Annotated in this window: 14 protein-coding genes; 1 reads left to right on the forward strand and 13 read right to left on the reverse strand. The window is 45.5% G+C overall.

The genetic code is table 11. The annotated features are described in order from the left end of the window. Positions 1 to 45: 45 nt before the first annotated feature. Together GXO74_14660 and GXO74_14665 are read right to left on the reverse strand one after the other, a co-directional pair. Entirely contained in the window at positions 46 to 3,435 is a 3,390-nt protein-coding gene (locus GXO74_14660) for a hypothetical protein (protein NOZ62899.1), read from the reverse strand. 78 nt (positions 3,436 to 3,513) lie between these two features. After that, a complete protein-coding gene (locus GXO74_14665; protein NOZ62900.1) occupies positions 3,514 to 6,414 on the reverse strand; it encodes a TonB-dependent receptor in 2,901 nt (966 codons plus the stop codon). A gap of 386 nt (positions 6,415 to 6,800) precedes the next feature. On the opposite strand from GXO74_14665, the gene GXO74_14670 reads away from it, so the two are divergent. Next, entirely contained in the window at positions 6,801 to 9,755 is a 2,955-nt protein-coding gene (locus GXO74_14670; GenBank protein NOZ62901.1) for a T9SS type A sorting domain-containing protein, read from the forward strand. Between the two features lie 259 nt (positions 9,756 to 10,014). Here the strand turns inward: GXO74_14670 and rplQ are convergent, their stop codons facing one another. From rplQ to rplO, 11 genes are read right to left on the reverse strand one after another with little or no spacing between them, the layout of a single operon-like run. After that, complete coding sequence (gene rplQ / locus GXO74_14675; GenBank protein ID NOZ62902.1) at positions 10,015 to 10,452, reverse strand: 50S ribosomal protein L17; 438 nt, start codon at positions 10,450 to 10,452, stop codon at positions 10,015 to 10,017. A 16-nt stretch (positions 10,453 to 10,468) separates the two neighbouring features. Next, complete coding sequence (locus tag GXO74_14680; GenBank protein NOZ62903.1) at positions 10,469 to 11,455, reverse strand: DNA-directed RNA polymerase subunit alpha; 987 nt, start codon at positions 11,453 to 11,455, stop codon at positions 10,469 to 10,471. A 59-nt stretch (positions 11,456 to 11,514) separates the two neighbouring features. Next, a complete protein-coding gene (gene rpsD / locus GXO74_14685; protein NOZ62904.1) occupies positions 11,515 to 12,144 on the reverse strand; it encodes a 30S ribosomal protein S4 in 630 nt (209 codons plus the stop codon). A 46-nt stretch (positions 12,145 to 12,190) separates the two neighbouring features. Then, a complete protein-coding gene (rpsK, locus tag GXO74_14690; GenBank protein ID NOZ62905.1) occupies positions 12,191 to 12,583 on the reverse strand; it encodes a 30S ribosomal protein S11 in 393 nt (130 codons plus the stop codon). 36 nt (positions 12,584 to 12,619) lie between these two features. Beyond that, positions 12,620 to 12,991, reverse strand: coding sequence for a 30S ribosomal protein S13 (gene rpsM, locus GXO74_14695; protein NOZ62906.1), 372 nt, complete (start codon positions 12,989 to 12,991; stop codon positions 12,620 to 12,622). A 22-nt stretch (positions 12,992 to 13,013) separates the two neighbouring features. Further along, on the reverse strand, positions 13,014 to 13,127 hold the full coding sequence (gene rpmJ, locus GXO74_14700) for a 50S ribosomal protein L36 (protein NOZ62907.1): 114 nt from the start codon (positions 13,125 to 13,127) through the stop codon (positions 13,014 to 13,016). A gap of 38 nt (positions 13,128 to 13,165) precedes the next feature. Beyond that, on the reverse strand, positions 13,166 to 13,384 hold the full coding sequence (gene infA, locus GXO74_14705; GenBank protein NOZ62908.1) for a translation initiation factor IF-1: 219 nt from the start codon (positions 13,382 to 13,384) through the stop codon (positions 13,166 to 13,168). Between the two features lie 19 nt (positions 13,385 to 13,403). Beyond that, a complete protein-coding gene (gene map, locus GXO74_14710) occupies positions 13,404 to 14,153 on the reverse strand; it encodes a type I methionyl aminopeptidase (protein NOZ62909.1) in 750 nt (249 codons plus the stop codon). Beyond that, positions 14,150 to 14,800 (reverse strand): adenylate kinase, encoded by a 651-nt coding sequence (locus GXO74_14715; GenBank protein NOZ62910.1) that lies wholly within the window; start codon positions 14,798 to 14,800, stop codon positions 14,150 to 14,152. Before GXO74_14715 ends, map begins: the two co-directional genes overlap by 4 nt. A gap of 34 nt (positions 14,801 to 14,834) precedes the next feature. Further along, complete coding sequence (gene secY / locus GXO74_14720) at positions 14,835 to 16,166, reverse strand: preprotein translocase subunit SecY (GenBank protein ID NOZ62911.1); 1,332 nt, start codon at positions 16,164 to 16,166, stop codon at positions 14,835 to 14,837. Continuing rightward, on the reverse strand, positions 16,163 to 16,603 hold the full coding sequence (rplO, locus tag GXO74_14725) for a 50S ribosomal protein L15 (protein ID NOZ62912.1): 441 nt from the start codon (positions 16,601 to 16,603) through the stop codon (positions 16,163 to 16,165). Before rplO ends, secY begins: the two co-directional genes overlap by 4 nt. Between the last annotated feature and the right edge of the window lie 6 nt (positions 16,604 to 16,609).

Genomic DNA, 16,609 nt, shown 5'->3' on the forward strand with positions numbered 1-16,609 from the left:
CAAAAGCTCCTGATATTTTTATTGTTTATGTACAATTTAAGCAATTTACTTTATCACCGCAAACTTCCCGATGAATTCACCGACGCCCGGCGCATCCACATGATAAAGATAAATACCATAAGCAACATCCATTTGGTCTTTGGAAAGTAAATTCCAGGACTCAGAGCCGTCTTCAAAAGGACTGTCATGGTACAACGTCCTTACCAATTCACCGGTGAGTGTATAAATGCGAACAGTGCATTTCGCCGGCAAATGGATGAAATAGAGCAACCGATCTCCGCGTCCGGAAATCAGATTTGGCTTGATTTCAAATTCCGAAGCTGCTACGTACGGATTCGGGACAACGGCGATATTCTTAAGCATCGATCTCGCCCTTTTCGGCTCAATGTACGATCTTTTCGTAGTGAAACTGTAAACATCTTTGTTTGTGAACGGTTTCTTCGTATGAATAAGAAAGATGTCGCCGGGTTCCGGCGGAACTTTTTCCACAAAAATAGTATCGACAGGAATTCTTATTTTTTCACCTTCCTTATCATAAACTGCGTAACCGTCTGCAGTCAGTGAATCGACCAACACAATGCTGTCCCGCGGCGCCATAAATCTCGCCTGCCAGGTACCACGCGGACGATTGTTGAGCATTATGATCGGAAAGAGAATATCGCCGTTGGAAATTGCAGAATCCTTATCCGCATCCTGAAAAACAAATTGCGCCTCGGTGCTGTCCGTTACATTCAAAACATAAAATTTGCACGGTTTTTTATTGTAAGAAATCGTGGCAACCGTATCAGTGAGCACGATCCAATAATCATAAGGCACTTCAATTCCCTGATTGGGATACTTGCCAACGGCCACATTGTAATTGCTATTCCCCTTGATGAATCCGGTTCCCTTGTAATCAATTGTTAACGGATCATTTTTCACTAAAATTCGGAATCCATCAACGAACGGATTGTTATCTGTCCCATCGACATAAGGAGAATTTGCAATCAAATAATATTGATATTTAACATAATAAAGCTGATCGACAGGCATTTGATCCGTATCCTTGATGACAACCCACCCTTTCGCCGGATTCAATTCAAACAGACTGGTGTCACGGGGGAATTTGTAGGAACTATCAGCGTTGAAAACTTCAAAATACGCGTTATCAATAGTATTCGGATGCGACAGCTTAAGTGTCGCCCATCTGACAGAGTCAACTGGCATCGGCGGGACAACTGTCGTATCCCATTTGGTATATTCATAACGAATTGTCACCGGGAGCAATTCAGCGACTTGCACACTGGCATCCCACAAATTAAATGTCGTCCCTTCCGATTCGCTGCTATCAAAAACAACTTTGTAAATATGATTGTCTTTAACTTTGTCCGGGTCCAGAAAAGAAATGTCGATTTTGCCTGTCGCCGGGCCCACGTGATCTATTTTTTCGTTTTCCACAGTAGGAGGTACGTAACCGGCAGCAGGAGCCTGCGGGGTAACGATCGCGGTGTTTACTGTCGGTAGATAATTGCCGGAAAATGGCGGGTATTCATCAAATTCCCAGGGACATTCCGTGGGGGCAATATCAACGGAATCGCCGTGATCAAAAGAAACGACAGCGTAGTAATAAGTCTGGCCGTTGGTAACCGTCGTGTCAACCCAGGAATGGCGCAAAGCCGAAGTATCATCTTTTCCCATGAAAAAATGAATTCCATTTTCCGTTTCCACGGGATGGGGACCGAACCAACCATCTCCGGGCATATTGAATTGAGCAATGGGCTTGTACAATGTCGGATTTCCCTGAGCGTCTGTAATGACATAGGCATCGCTCAATCCCGGGTCTGTGCCACGATAAATATTGTACCCCTCAAAATCGTAGCCTTGAATCGGATCGCGGGAGTGTTCGGCGAAGGAGTCCCAATAAAGCGTTACCCGACCGTCTTTGGCGACCGCTGTTACTTTTGGTTTTTCCGGCGCTTTGGTGAAGCGATAGCCTTCGTTGTAAATTCTCTGCACCGTTGCTGCGCTGCGGAACAAGTCATCTACGTCGTAGCCAAAAAACAATGTAATGGAAAAACGTCGTTTGTCACCAGGCCCCATCTTGATCGGACCTGAGCCGTACTGGAATACATTATCCTTAGGCGTTGCCAAATCGGTAGTGTCAAACACTCCGGAAACCATTTTCGCCCATGTCGCCTCGTCCTGCGCTGGCGTCATACTTGCGTATTCATACACAGCAAAAGAAGTCAACCCAATCTGGTCGGCTTCGTCGAGATCAGTTTCATCAAAATTTGGCTCGCCATGCGTCGGGATGCCGTCTTTTTCGCCGTAATCCCATTCTTCATTCCCATCTTGGATACCGTTTCGATTGGCATCCGCATCTATGCCGTCAGCGCCAACGTCGTCAACTTCAGGATCCCAGTCATGATCATTGTCAATATTATCTTGCATGGATTCGTCAACTAATCCGTCCTCATCATTATCAATATTATCATAAGGCTCGCCGGGACTCTCCAAATATTTGTACGCCAAATACCCGGGCCGCCAGGCATTAGGTCTACCACGGAAATCTTTGTCCCAGGCATAAACCATGTCGTATTTCGTATCCCAGGCGCCAACATCATCATCGTAATCAGATGATCCGCCGATATGCGGATCGCCGTACATTCCTAAATATACTTTTTGCAGCGTATCAGCGCCCACATTTTTGACATTGTAGATAAAAAAGATACAATCCTGCGCCAATGTTTGGTGCCACTGATAGCCCCGAGATTCGACTTCCACTCCTACACCGCGCCGATCAGGCTCTGCTATCGGATTCGGGAAAAAAGCAAACTCAGCATTGGCAGCATCATCCATAATAAAATAACTTTCCTGGTCAGCAGTCGAAGCATCCAATCCATATTCAGCAATCCAATGACCGTCCCAATTAGAAGGACGATTAGGCCAACTATTAGGCCATGTCGATTTATCATCGCTCATAGCAATGGATGGCTGCTCAAAGCGCGCGTAGCCGGGTAATGGTTCAAAGCCCCAGGGCAAGCCGGAAGGAGACGTGTCTCCGCCATAATCCAAACCTTCGGAAATGATGTGCCTTCTCATGCCGGTTGTGTCAAAAACTTCCGCAGCAATCAAAACGCCAAATTCATAGCCATAATCATATCCGAATCCTTTGGGCCAGACGAGAGAAGCGCGATTACCGGGCTGACCAATAGTCCCGTAATTGTAAAATACCGTGGAAACCTGATTACCATTGTGGATTCCTTCCTTGCGCCAATCGTGATCGCCCAATAGCATTTTTCTGAGTTGCGTTTGCTGTCTGCGGTATTCCTGCCAGACCTCCGGCGGATCGGATTTTTTGGGATAAGGCGGAAGCGGATTCTGCGCCAATCCCACAAAAAGAGTTGCGCTCAACAGCAGCAGCAATATTCCCGCTAAAAATCTTTTCAAAGTCATTTAATTTTATCTCCCTAATAATTTTTGTTATTTTCTATTGCAAAAAACGGAAATTAATCCAAAATTATCCGTTTACTTTTAAAAACCAAATGACATGCCCAATCTCACTGAACGCGGCGAAGAATAATAATTAGGACGGGTCAAATAATCTTTCAAATAATGACGTCCATATTCGTCGCCATGATCGGTACTCGGATAAAGCGCATAAGTTGCTCTTCCCGTATCAGAATAGATTAATATCTCATTCAAGCGATCAAAAAGATTGTACACTTTAATAAAAAGCGTGGCGTAGCGATTGTTGGAAAAATAAAAATCTTTGTGCGCCTGAAGATCAAAGGTCATCTGCGACGGTCTGCGCTCGCTATTCTCAGCGTCAATCCGAATCGCATCGCGCGAGGGTGTGTATGGCAAGCCCGATCCCATTCTGCCGATCAGACTGATTCCCCATTTTTTCGCCTGGCTGACCGTCACTGTGAAATTCAAAGTATGGGTTTGATCCCAGTCCAGTGGCACAACCCTTTTTTCAGTTTCCACCGGCGGAATACTTTGCAAATCATAAAATTTTGAAAGAGGATTAGAGGAATTTCCCTCGGCGACAGAATAGGTATAGTCCAGAGAACCTGATAAATACCCTGAACGACGCTTTTCAATAGAGAGAGTAAAACCTTTGACATTTCCAAAATCAAGCGTCGCGTAACGGTTGTAATAATCACCGCGAGTGTAAAGCTCGAAAACCTCGGTTCCCAGCCAATCGTTGATATCTTTGTAAAAAGCGATAGCCTCAATTCCGATATCGTCAGATACCTGCTGCTGCAGGCCGATTTCGTAAATGACGGTTTGCTGGGGTTTTAAATCTGCATTTCCTAACACAGATTTAAAACGTCCGCTGACGACCTCAAACTCGGGATTCGCATACAAGTACGCGAACGGAGGCATCTGGAAAAAATGACCGTACGAAAAATGAATTGTTCCGCGGTCAGTAATGGGATAGGCTATTCCCAATCGTGGACTCAATTGATTCTTTGCCGTCGCATTTTTTAATTTTAATTCAGCCAACGATTCTCTTTTGCCGGCGATCAGCAAACGATCCTTGTTATCGGCCGCAACTTTCCAATTTGAATTAAAATAGTCGTAGCGCAAGCCGATATTGATGATCATGTCTTTCAATTCAATTTTATCCTGAATGTAGGCGGCAAATTCGCGAGGATAGCGGTTGTACATATTATTGGAAGTGCTGGTTTCCGGCGTGTGAATTGTCGGAACCCAGCCATAAGTTTCGCTAATATCAATATAGTAGCTATGATAGAAAAGCTCATGGTAGCGACCTTCAAAACCCAGTTTCACCTGGTGGTGCTTATTCACTTGGCTTGTCAGATCGAATCGAAGCACAGAAGTTTTGGAATTCCGATACGTATGGGTTTTATTCATGCCGCCGCCATAAAATTCATTCCCCGGGGTACTGGAAATGAGAATATTTGGCAAATAGCGCGGATCCTGCCAGTCTTTGTACAGATATCGCTTATAATCATTCTCGTAGTGAGCAAATTTTACCTCATAAAACGTGCTTCGAGATATTTGATGCGTAAAATCCAGTTTATGAGTCAGTGACCACTGATAGGTCGTCGGAATGCCGTCGGGGTTGTATTTGTAAATATGGCTATAACTTCTGTTTTTTATTTTGTCATAAAGAGTTGTGTAACGAAAAATAAATTGGGGGCTGAGACGAAAAGTAATTTTCGCCTGACCGGAAAACTTCCGATACGGGTTCATTGGGACTAATTTGTTATCTCCGCTGAATCCGGTATCCCAGAGGCCATTACCGTTCAGATCCTCGAAAGGCTCGGTTTCCGTATAGTAACCGTTTCCGTCGAGATCTTCAAAAGGCTCACCAGGTTGATACTGGCCATCACCATTGATGTCTGTGAATGGCTCCCCTAAATCAAACTGCCCATTTTTATTTCTATCTGTGAACGGTTCCAGAAAATGAATCCGGCCATCATTGTAAGGGCTTTGCGCCAGGGATCTGGCAGAAGCCGGTTCTACAAAAATTGCATCCCCTGGATTGTGCTCCCGTTTTCCGTAAAGGTATCCCTTCTCATTATAATATCTCCCGGAAGCAAAGAAAGTAACTTTGTTCCCCAATGTCGGTACGGGGCCATTCAAACTGACGTCAAAATTTGTTTGGCTGAGCGGATTGACGTCCTCGATATTCAGAAAAATATCTTTGTGCGTACTCACGCGATCGCCAAAGTAAGTGGTAAAATTGCCGTGATAATCTTTTCCGCCTTCTTTCGTGACAATATTGACGATGCCGGACATCGCTTTTCCGTATTCAGCATTAAACGTCCCGCTGACGACCTGTAACTCTTGAATCGCTGTATTTTCAATAACTGCGGACATACCACCCCAGAAAGGATTGGACATGGCAATACCATCAATCAAGTAGGCGATTTCATTGGAACGACCGCCACGAATATGAATAGCGCCGTTCGAGCCCGTCGTGATACCTGCTTTTGTTGACAATACGCCGCGGAATGTTTCCACAGGCATTTCTTTAATTTCCTCTGAGGTGATCACAGAGCGCCCGGAAGTCAAATCTTTTTGAACAATAGGCCTTTTGGCAACAATCTCGACAACCGCGCCCAAATCCAGAACAGCAGAGCTAAGTGCAAAGTTGACCTCAGTGGTCAGACCCACTTTTACCAGCACTCCAGTTTTCAACACCGGGCCGTATCCCATCATGTTCGCCTTGACGCTATAAACGCCGGGCGGAATATTGATGATGTAATACGAACCGTCGAGGCCTGTGGACGCCCCCAGAGTCGTGCCTTCGATCATGACGTTCACCCCTGGCAAAGGATCGCCTGTTTCTGCATCTTTGACGTAACCGGCAATTTTACCGGTGATCCCGGCCCAGGATGTCGTCAGCACAAAAAGGCAGAAGATTAAAATCATTAATAGAATTTTTTTGCTCGACAATTTTATCCTCCAATCTTATTGATTGATAAATTGACTTTGGTTTTAGATACAATTTAATAAAACAAAGTTAGTTAGTCAAGTGAAAAATTAAACTATTTTAATTTTTTATTTGACATTTAGATTTTTTTTTATTATAATCTATTACAAGGGTCAACCTGAGTCCCGATTTCAAGTTTCAAACTTGAGCTAACACTGATTGTCACGGAAAATACCACATGATACTCATCTACAAAATGAACAATTTGAAAAACTCTCTTCTAATAAAATTTTTCCACAAATACTTTGAGTAAAAATTCCTTAAAGGAGGTGATGCGCACAATCCGCTAAGTATTTCTTTTCTTAATACTAATTCATTTAACCCCTGAGTAATTTTATAGGAGGTTCCAATGCATCGAAACAAGCTACTAATTGTTACCATGATGCTGCTGCTAGTTGTATCGTACACGCTTTTTGCAGCAGAAGAAGGTGAAAACAAATTTAATCTCACGTGGTCATCCGACAAACTCGACTTTCCTAACGGTATTCCTTACACACTGTGGGCAACGCGAACTTTGCCGGATTTTGACGGCAACGGCAGAAATGAAATTTTCTGTGCTGCTGACGACCCGGTACAGGGCGCCTGGTATTTCGTCGTGGAAGCCGACGCCAATGACAATTACAAAGTTGTCTGGTATTCCTACATCGACGAATGTACCTACAGCTATGTCCTCTTCGCCACAAGTCCTGACGCGGATCTCGATGGCGACGGATTACCCGAATTGATTGCAGGCGTTGCCCAGCCCACAGGCCCGGCACCTCCAGGCATTTGGATTTGGGAAAAAGATACCACCATCACTGATGGCTTTCCTTTTCCTATGGGGCCTGAAAACGCAACAACCTATGACGTAAATGGTCTCGGCGGCAGCATTTCCTGTATTTTTGCCGCAAATGTGGACACTGATCCGAACACGGAATTGATCATCGGCGAAACACGCGAAGATATCGTTTGGGTCGTGGAAGAAACCGGCGGAGATCTCAGTTTCCCGATTTTTGAAACCGAATACACCGATACATTGAAATACAGCCCCTGGGGATTTGCTTACGGCGATATGGACAACGACGGCCTGGGCGATTTCGCGGTGGGAACATCCGATTACAACAGCATTCGTATCTACGAATGCAGCGGAGAGGAAGACAGTTACACAAAATACCCGGAGTTGCACATGTCTCGCGATGTCGATGGCTACTGCCTGCGCGGTATGGGCGCCCGCGACATCAACGGCGATGGTTTAGCAGAATTAATTTACGCCAGAAGAAGTAGCCCAGGGAAAATTTTCATCGTTACCAACCCAGGCGAATTAAGCCTAATTGATTCGACAAATGTCCATGAAATCTGGGTAAATCCGGACGGCGGGAATCTGACCGGTTTGGCTTACGGCGATATTGATCACGGCTTTGGATCAGATGGTCCCGATTTAATTTTTGCCGCTTCCGGTAATTATTTGATGGACCTGGAATACACTGGACCTCGCGGTGAAACTGCTGATCCGAATGCTCCAGGCGATCCCGCAAATTGGGATGCTTACACAATTTACACCGATACAACCCAGAGAATGCAGCACATGTGCGTGAGCGATTTCGACCGCGATGGCGAAGACGAAGTAGCGCTCATCTACAGCGGTAGCGGCGACGAGCACTATCTGCGCATTATTGAACACGAATATCTGCCCGACGCTGGCTTTAGCATAATGTGGCACGATAGTCCGGACACAGACCTGACTGTCGATCCGGTGCATTCAAATCCGCGCGGTATTTTTGCCGGCTCCGACGTTGATCAGGACGGCAAACCCGAAATTGCTTGTACAGAATACAACGGTAAATTCCACGTTTACGAAGTTGTCGATGACAACACTGTGGAATGGGTGTACTCATACAAACCAGGCGCTCCGGCTTCCGGCTCCAGCCCCCGCGACATCAAAGTAAGCGATGTGGATGGAAATGGGTTGGATGAATTCGTCATGCTTATGGGCGGAACCGATATTTCTGCCAATCCGGACAGTATCGGCTTCTATTTCTTTGAATGGGACGGATCTACGGATAATGGTTTTGGAATCGACGGCGGGCCTACCTATATTTTGCCTGCTGGTCAAATCGATTCTCGTCTGACTGCTTGCAACAGGACTGAAGGTATCTGGGTCGAAGATGTTGATCAAGACGGGCATCAGGAAGTGCTCTGGCCTTCCGACGCTGGCGGTACATCCGGCGATGGTCTGTACATTTTCTCCTGTATCGACGGTGAACTGACTGGTTTCCCGACCTGGTTGGTTGAATTAGCTCAGCATCGCGCTTCCGGAGAATGTACCGGATCACCGAAAATGGCGCGCGTCGCTGACATCAATGGTAATGGCCAAAAGGAAGCCATTTTCACTACCTGGAATAACGGACAGCTTTCTATTTTCGAAGCCACTGCTCCCGACACCTACGATGAGACTGTCTTTTTGGCAGATAAAACAATGACAGACGAAGTCGTTTATAAAGGTCTCGGCGTTGCCGATGTTGATGGCAACGGCGACGATGAATTGATTTTCAATTCTTACTGGAACGCGACCATTTATCTGGTTAATTCCCCAGCGAATATTCATGACCTTGACATTACCAATCCCGATCATTATGCCTTTTTGCGCGACGACGCAGGCGGTAGTGGACTTACTGGCGATGTTGGTGATCTCAACGGCGACGGAAATCCTGAATTCTATTTCACGCTTTACGCTCGCGGCGCAGTTCGCAGCCTGGAATACAACGGCGGCGGAGCAGACATGATGGCGCAGTCCAGTTGGACAATGAAAGAAGTATTCGCCGATCGCGATTTTGTCTATGGCGACTATTACAGCAATGGCGTTCTGACTGCAGTTCATGGATCATTCGGAATTATGGTGCCGCATGCGGATCTGGATGGTGACGGCAATCAGGAAATCGTGACCTCGATGATTGAATCGCCCTATTCAAATTCCTGGCTCTATGTTTTTGAATACACTGGCGGTACCGGCGTCACCGAACACAAATATCGCATCATCACTCCTAACGACTACAAACTGGCACAAAACTTCCCGAACCCGTTCAACCCGACGACGACGATCGACTACACTCTCCCGTTGGACAAGAACGTGACCATTCGCATTTACAATTTGCAGGGTCAGGAAGTAAGAACTCTGGTGGATGACAAATACCAGGCTGCCGGTACGCATCGGGCTATCTGGGATGCGACGGACAATTTCGGTCATCGCGTAGCCACTGGCAATTACATTTACAGCCTCGAAGTTGGCAACGTGAAAGTGACCAAGATGATGACGTTATTGAAATAGCTTCTCATGTTGTAATTTTCCAAGCCCCCGCGTGAGCTAATTATGCGGGGGCTTTTTTTATAATTCATAAAACTAAACCCCACAATATTTCTGCGGAACTCGCCATTTTAAGCAATAAATTATACTGCATTTTTTGCAATGACCTTCTTTGGGAATCCATTGCCCAAAAACAAAAAAAGCAACCTTATGATCAAGGTTGCTTTTTTGTCGTTTTCGGAATAGCCTGTCGAAAGAAAATCTTTTTTTTTAACTGAGATTCTTAATCTGATTCCTCTTCATCGGTTCGCTGTTTCTTTTTCGACTCTTTTTTCGATTTCTGCTTCTTGCTTTTTTTGACGCCTTCGAAGCCGACCAATTCGATGAACGCTATTTCAGCACCGTCGCCGGCGCGTTGACCTAATTTAATAATTCTTGTATATCCGCCCTGGCGATTTTCGAATGTGGGAGCGATTTCGTCGAACAGCGATTTGACGACTTTTTTATCCCTCACCGTTCTCAAAACACGACGCCGAGCGGCCAACGTTCCTTTTTTGGCGAACGTAATTAACCGCTCTACAACAGGCCGAAGCGCTCTTGCTTTTGGCGCGGTTGTTTTTATCCTTTTATAAGTAAGCAGCTGCGTCGCCAGGTTGGACAACAATGCTTTCCGATGGCTCGCCGTGCGATTAAGTTTATTGAATGCTTTACGATGTCTCATAAGATCAATCCTTCAATCAATAATTATCCGACTTTAAGTATTTTTCAACATCCATGCCAAAATGCAAACCTTTTTCTTCCAGAATCTTGGACAATTCCGTCAATGATTTCCGGCCGAAATTTCTAAACTTCAACATCTCCTGTTCATCACGACGAACCAGATCGCCGATGGTTTTAATATTCGCCGCCATCAGACAATTGTGGGATCTGACCGACAATTCCAACTCATCGACGCTCATTCTCAGCAATTTTCGGATTCGGACAACTTCTTCGTCAATATCCGGTTCCTCTTCCGGCTCCTGCTCGATATCAAAATTGATGAACAATTGAATATGATCCTTTAAAATCTTTCCGGCATAAGTAAGCGCGTCGTCCGGAGTGATGCTACCGTCGGTGCGGACTTCCAGGATTAATCGCTCATAATCCACTTTCTGTCCCACACGAGTGTTTTCCACCACGTAGCTGACACGAGTGACCGGAGAAAATATCGCGTCGATAGGAATAGTACCGATGGGTTGATCCGGCAATTTGTTTTCTTCCGCCGGAACGTATCCTTTGCCCCTACCAATCCGCAATTCCAACCGAAAATCCGCATCTTCATTCAAAGTGGCAATATGCAAATCAGGATTGAGAATTTCAAAATCGGTTTTTCCGTTAGCAATATCTCCGGCGACAAACTCTCTGGCGCCTTTGAGTTCAAGAACAACCTTATCCGGTCGCTTATTAATCAGTTTAATCCTGACTTGTTTTAAATTTAAAATCATATCGGTCACATCTTCCACCATCCCTGGGATTGTGGAAAATTCATGCAGCACCTTGTCCACACGAATCGATGTAATCGCAGCCCCCGGAAGCGAAGAAAGCAAAACACGACGTAATGAATTTCCCAGTGTCGTGCCAAATCCCCGCTCTAATGGCTGCACGACGAACTTACCGTACCGATTAGTGTATGTCGATTCATCTAAGTCGATGCTTTCGGGCATTTTAAAATTTAGCCAATTCATATTACGCTAACTCCTCAAAAATTGAGGTTTCAAGTTACTCTATTTAATAGCAAAAATGATTATTTCGAATACAACTCAACGATTAGCGATTCGTTGATCTCATCCGGAATATCCTCGCGATTCGGAGCATTCAAAAAAGTGCCGGTCAAATTCGCTTTATCCAAACTTAACCATGAATACATCCGATCATCTTTCATGCGGCGGAGAGAAGTATGAATCGCTTTCATCTTTTTGCTTTTGTCACGGACTTGAACAACATCGCCGGGTCTCAGTACGAATGAAGGAATATCCACGGGGCGATTATTGACCAAGAAATGACGATGTAGAACAAACTGCCGCGCTGTTTTTCGAGAAGATGCAAAACCCAAACGGTAGACAACATTATCCAGCCGACTTTCCAATAATTTCAACAAGTTCTCGCCGGTGATGCCTTTCATTCTGTCAGCTTTCGCAAAATAATTGCGGAACTGCGCTTCCAAAATGCCGTAGATGCGGCGCACTTTTTGTTTTTCTCGAAGCTGAATCCCATACTCTGACTGTTTGAAGCGTCTCGAACGACCATGCTGTCCGGGAGCGTAACCCTTTTTGTCGAAAGGGCACTTATTAGAATGACATTTGATTCCCTTCAAGAATAGCTTTTGTCCTTCTCTCCGGCACAATTTACAATCAGGTCCTTTATATCTTGCCATTAATAACCATCTCCAAGCTTAATTATTCAATATTGGTTGATTCCGCTTATACCCGTCGTCTTTTTGGTGGACGACATCCATTATGAGGTATCGGGGTAACATCCTTGATCGCCGCTATTTCCAAACCAGCCGCTTGAATGGCTCTGACGGCGGCTTCGCGTCCAGCGCCAGGCCCTTTGACTAAAACCTCGACTCTGCGCAGGCCAAGATCCATTGCCTCTTTTGCAGCAGCTTCCGCTGCTAACTGGGCGGCAAACGGCGTACTCTTGCGAGAGCCTTTAAATCCTGCACGGCCTGCCGTGGCCCAGGAAATTACATTACCGTAGTTGTCCGTTAACGTCACAATTGTATTGTTAAAAGTGGCTTTGATGTGCGCAACGCCATTCGCTTCGACGCGCTCACGCTTTTTTGTTCTTTTTCCTTTAGGACCAGCCAACATTTACCTCCAACACTAATATATCATTCATAAAATTTATTATCTTGTTTTCCTCTTTGCGCCGACAGCCCGGCGTTTGCCGGTACGCGTTCTGGCATTAGTATGAGTCCGCTGCCCACGAACAGGCAAACCGCGACGATGACGCAAGCCCCGATAACATCCAATATCCATCAAACGTTTGATATTCATAGACACTTCCGTTCGCAAAGCACCTTCTATCTTATAATCAGACAATGCGTTCCGGATTCTGCCAATATCTTCGTTAGTCAAATCTTTTACTCGCGTATCGGGATTTATATTTGCTTGGGAAATCACTTGTTTTGCCGACGTTTTCCCAATGCCATAAATGTACGTGAGCGCGATTTCGATTCGCTTATCGTTAGGTAAATCTACTCCTGAAATACGAGCCAAAACAGCCTCCTAAAAATTATTCTCAACCTTGCACCTGTTTATGACGCGGATTTTTGCAAATCACCCGCACTTTGCCGCGCCTCTTAATCACTTTACAATTATCACAGATTTTTTTTACTGAAGATCGCACCTTCATGACTTCACCATCCGCTTTCTTTTATCAATTTTTATTTTCTATTTATATCGGTAAGTAATTCTTCCTCGTGTCAAATCGTACGGCGAAAGCTCGACCGTCACTTTGTCTCCTGGCAAAATTTTAATAAAATGCATCCTCATCTTGCCGGAAATGTGCGCCAACACCTGATGGCCATTCTCCAACTCCACCTTGAAAGAAGCATTGGGCAATGTTTCCACAATTGTCCCGTCAACTTTTACTGCTTCTTCTTTTGGCATAAGTAAACTCCCTGGTTTTTTATCTTCCTAACGTTAAAATTTCATTGCCATTTTCAGTGATGGCAACGGTGTGCTCAAAATGAGCGGACGCCAAACTATCGGCCGTGCGTACCGTCCAATTATCATCTTCAAAAACGACTTCGCACGCTCCCATATTCACCATCGGCTCAATCGCCAAAACCATCCCCGGCTTCAATCTCGGGCCTCGCCCCGCTTTTCCGTAATTTGGCACTTGCGGGTCTTCGTGCAGGTCTCTGCCAATTCCGTGCCCCACAAGTTCGCGAACAACTGAATAACCGGCGTCTTCAACGAAGGACTGAACTGCGAACGAAATATCTGACAATCTATTGCCGGCGACTGCCGCTTCTATCCCTTTTCCTAACGATTGCTCCGTAACAGCCATCAATCTCTTTTTTTCCGCGGAAATCTCGCCGACAGCATAAGTCTTCGCCGCATCGGAAAAATATTTATTCAGCTCTACGCCAATATCCACACCAACGATCTGTCCTGACTTTAACTTGTGCTCGCCCGGAATCCCGTGCACCACCTCATCGTCAATGGAAATACAAGCGCTTGCCGGATAGCCGTGGTACCCTTTAAACGCCGGTCTCGCCCCTTTGGAGCGGATAAATTTTTCAACTTCCCGGTCAATCACTTCAGTGCGGATGCCGGGCTCGATCAAGCTATCAACAATTTTGAATGTTGCAATCAGAATCTCGGCGCTTTTCCGCATCAGCTCAATTTCGCGGTCAGTCTTCAGAATAATCATTTAGTCTTTTCTAAAAAATCGACAAGTTTCTTCTGTATCTCTTCAATCGTACCGTCAGCATCGAATACTTTCAATTTTCCCCGGCGCCGATAGAAATCAATCAGCGGCTCGGTTTCCTCGGCGTACACGCGTAATCTGTTCCGCACTGTCTCTTCTGTGTCGTCAGATCGTTGAATAATCTCATCGCCACATTTTTCGCAACGCATGTCCGGAGGAGGCGGGTCGGTAATCAGATTGTAAACTTTCCCGCATTCTGAACAAACGCGTCGGTTGGACAATCTTTTCACGATCACTTCTTCCGGCAGTTCAAGACCAATCACGTGATCCAGTGAAAGCGCACTTTCTTCAAACAATTTTTCCAGCGCTTCAGCCTGTCTCACCGTTCGGGGGAATCCGTCTAAAATAAACCCCTTCTTACAATCTTCAGCGCCAAGCCGCTCCCGAATAATGCCGATCATGACATCATCAGGAACCAACTCCCCTCTATCAATGAACGATTTTGCTTTTTTCCCTAATTCAGTCTCCTGCTGGATTGCCGCACGCAAAATATCGCCGGTGGAAATATTAGGTATTTGATATCGTTCAGCTAACAATTTGCCCTGGGTCCCTTTTCCTGTGCCCGGGGCGCCCACCAAAATCAAAATCATGATTGCGACCTCAGCAAACTGATTTTCAGCTCAATTAGAAACGTCTGCGTCCTTTTAACTTTCCTGCTTTCAAAAATCCGTCGTAATGACGCATCAATAAATGAGATTCAATCTGTTGAATCGTATCCAGCGCCACACCAACGACAATCAACAGCGACGTTCCACCGAAGAATGTGGCGAAAGTGAACGATACATTGGTGAACTTAATCAGAAAATACGGAAAAATAGCGACTAATGCCAGAAATACCGACCCCGGCAGAGTAATTCGCGTCAAAATATTATCAATGAACTCCGCTGTCCGTTTTCCGGGACGCACACCAGGGATAAATCCGCCCTGTTTTTTCATGTTATCTGCAACGTCCACCGGATTAAAAGCGATAGCGGTGTAAAAATAGGTAAAAAATACAATCATCACGCCGTAAACCATCCAATAGACAACGGAAGTATATGAAAAATATCCGGAGATGACTCCCACAAAATCACTGTCCGGGAAAAAAGTCCGAATCGTATTAGGAATGAACATAATCGACTGGGCGAAAATGATCGGCATCACGCCGGCGGTGTTCACGCGCAACGGAATATGCGTGCTCTGACCGCCGTAAATTTTTCTCCCGACGACCCGTTTAGCGTATTGAACCGGAATTTTTCTCGTTCCCTGCGTCAACAACACCACCGCAGCGATAGTCAGCACCATGAGCCCAAATAAGAACACTTCCATTAGCAAAGCCCGATTACCGCCAATTAATTGAGTAACTTCAGTGCCGATCGCGTTAGGAAATCTGGCGAGAATGCCGATAAAAATGATTAACGAGATTCCGTTACCAATACCGCGTTCCGTGATTTGTTCGCCCAACCACATGATTAAAACACATCCGCTCGTCATCGTGATCACGGTAAAAATCTTAAACATCATTCCGGGATTGGGTACAACGACCTGACCATTCACCGGTTCGATACTTTGCAAAAACACGGCTAAACCGTAAGCTTGTAACGCGCTAATAGCCACGGTTCCGTATCGTGTGTACTGTGTAATTTTTTTCCGGCCTTCTTCGCCTTCCTTTTGCAATTTCTGAAAATAAGGAACAACTGCCCCCAGTAACTGCAAAATAATCGACGCGGAAATGTAGGGCATGATCCCCAGAGCAAAAACAGTCGCCTGTTTCAGCGCTCCGCCGGCGAACATATCGTAAAGGCTAAAAATACCGCCTCCGCCCATGTTCTGGAAAAATTGAAAAAGAACTCTTCCGTTAATGCCCGGCACCGGAATATGGCCGCCAACGCGATAAATCACCAGAATGAACAGCGTAAAAAGAATCCGTTTCTTCAAATCAGGAATGTGAAAAATACTCTGCAGACTTTTTATCATAAAACAGAAATCCTCCCCTGGGCTGCCTCAATCTTCTCTTTAGCGGCTTTGCTAAAAGCATGAGCCGCAATTTCAATCTGAAAATTAATCTCGCCAACACCAAGAATTTTCACCGGTTTATTTTTTTTGCGAATCAAGCGCCGCGCAAAAAGAACCTGCGGATCAATTTTTTTCACATCTTTCACCCGTTCCAGGTCCCTCAAATTGACCACCTGATATTCAACGCGAAATCGATTAAAAAATCCTCTTTTCGGCATGCGGCGCTGCAGCGGTGTTTGACCGCCCTCAAATCCTAATTTGGATTTGAATCCCGAACGAGAACGCGCCCCCTTGTGTCCTTTGCCAGCAGTACAACCCTGCCCTGAGGCTTCCCCGCGACCGATTCTTTTTCTCTTTTTTCGAGAACCCGGCGCATAAGTCAACGTACCTAAATTCATATATGC

It is taken from the genome of Calditrichota bacterium (assembly GCA_013152715.1).
In the GTDB taxonomy this organism is placed as follows: domain Bacteria; phylum Zhuqueibacterota; class Zhuqueibacteria; order Thermofontimicrobiales; family Thermofontimicrobiaceae; genus 4484-87.

Bases quoted from the DNA above. Each gene is read 5' to 3' on its own strand.
- GXO74_14660 (NOZ62899.1), bottom strand. From the start codon at position 3,435: ATGACTTTGAAAAGATTTTTAGCGGGAATATTGCTGCTGCTGTTGAGC.
- GXO74_14670 (NOZ62901.1), top strand. From the start codon at position 6,801: ATGCATCGAAACAAGCTACTAATTGTTACCATGATGCTGCTGCTAGTT.
- rplQ (NOZ62902.1), bottom strand. From the start codon at position 10,452: ATGAGACATCGTAAAGCATTCAATAAACTTAATCGCACGGCGAGCCAT.
- GXO74_14680 (NOZ62903.1), bottom strand. From the start codon at position 11,455: ATGAATTGGCTAAATTTTAAAATGCCCGAAAGCATCGACTTAGATGAA.
- rpsD (NOZ62904.1), bottom strand. From the start codon at position 12,144: ATGGCAAGATATAAAGGACCTGATTGTAAATTGTGCCGGAGAGAAGGA.
- rpsK (NOZ62905.1), bottom strand. From the start codon at position 12,583: ATGTTGGCTGGTCCTAAAGGAAAAAGAACAAAAAAGCGTGAGCGCGTC.
- rpmJ (NOZ62907.1), bottom strand. From the start codon at position 13,127: ATGAAGGTGCGATCTTCAGTAAAAAAAATCTGTGATAATTGTAAAGTG.
- infA (NOZ62908.1), bottom strand. From the start codon at position 13,384: ATGCCAAAAGAAGAAGCAGTAAAAGTTGACGGGACAATTGTGGAAACA.
- map (NOZ62909.1), bottom strand. From the start codon at position 14,153: ATGATTATTCTGAAGACTGACCGCGAAATTGAGCTGATGCGGAAAAGC.
- GXO74_14715 (NOZ62910.1), bottom strand. From the start codon at position 14,800: ATGATTTTGATTTTGGTGGGCGCCCCGGGCACAGGAAAAGGGACCCAG.
- secY (NOZ62911.1), bottom strand. From the start codon at position 16,166: ATGATAAAAAGTCTGCAGAGTATTTTTCACATTCCTGATTTGAAGAAA.
- rplO (NOZ62912.1), bottom strand. From the start codon at position 16,603: ATGAATTTAGGTACGTTGACTTATGCGCCGGGTTCTCGAAAAAAGAGA.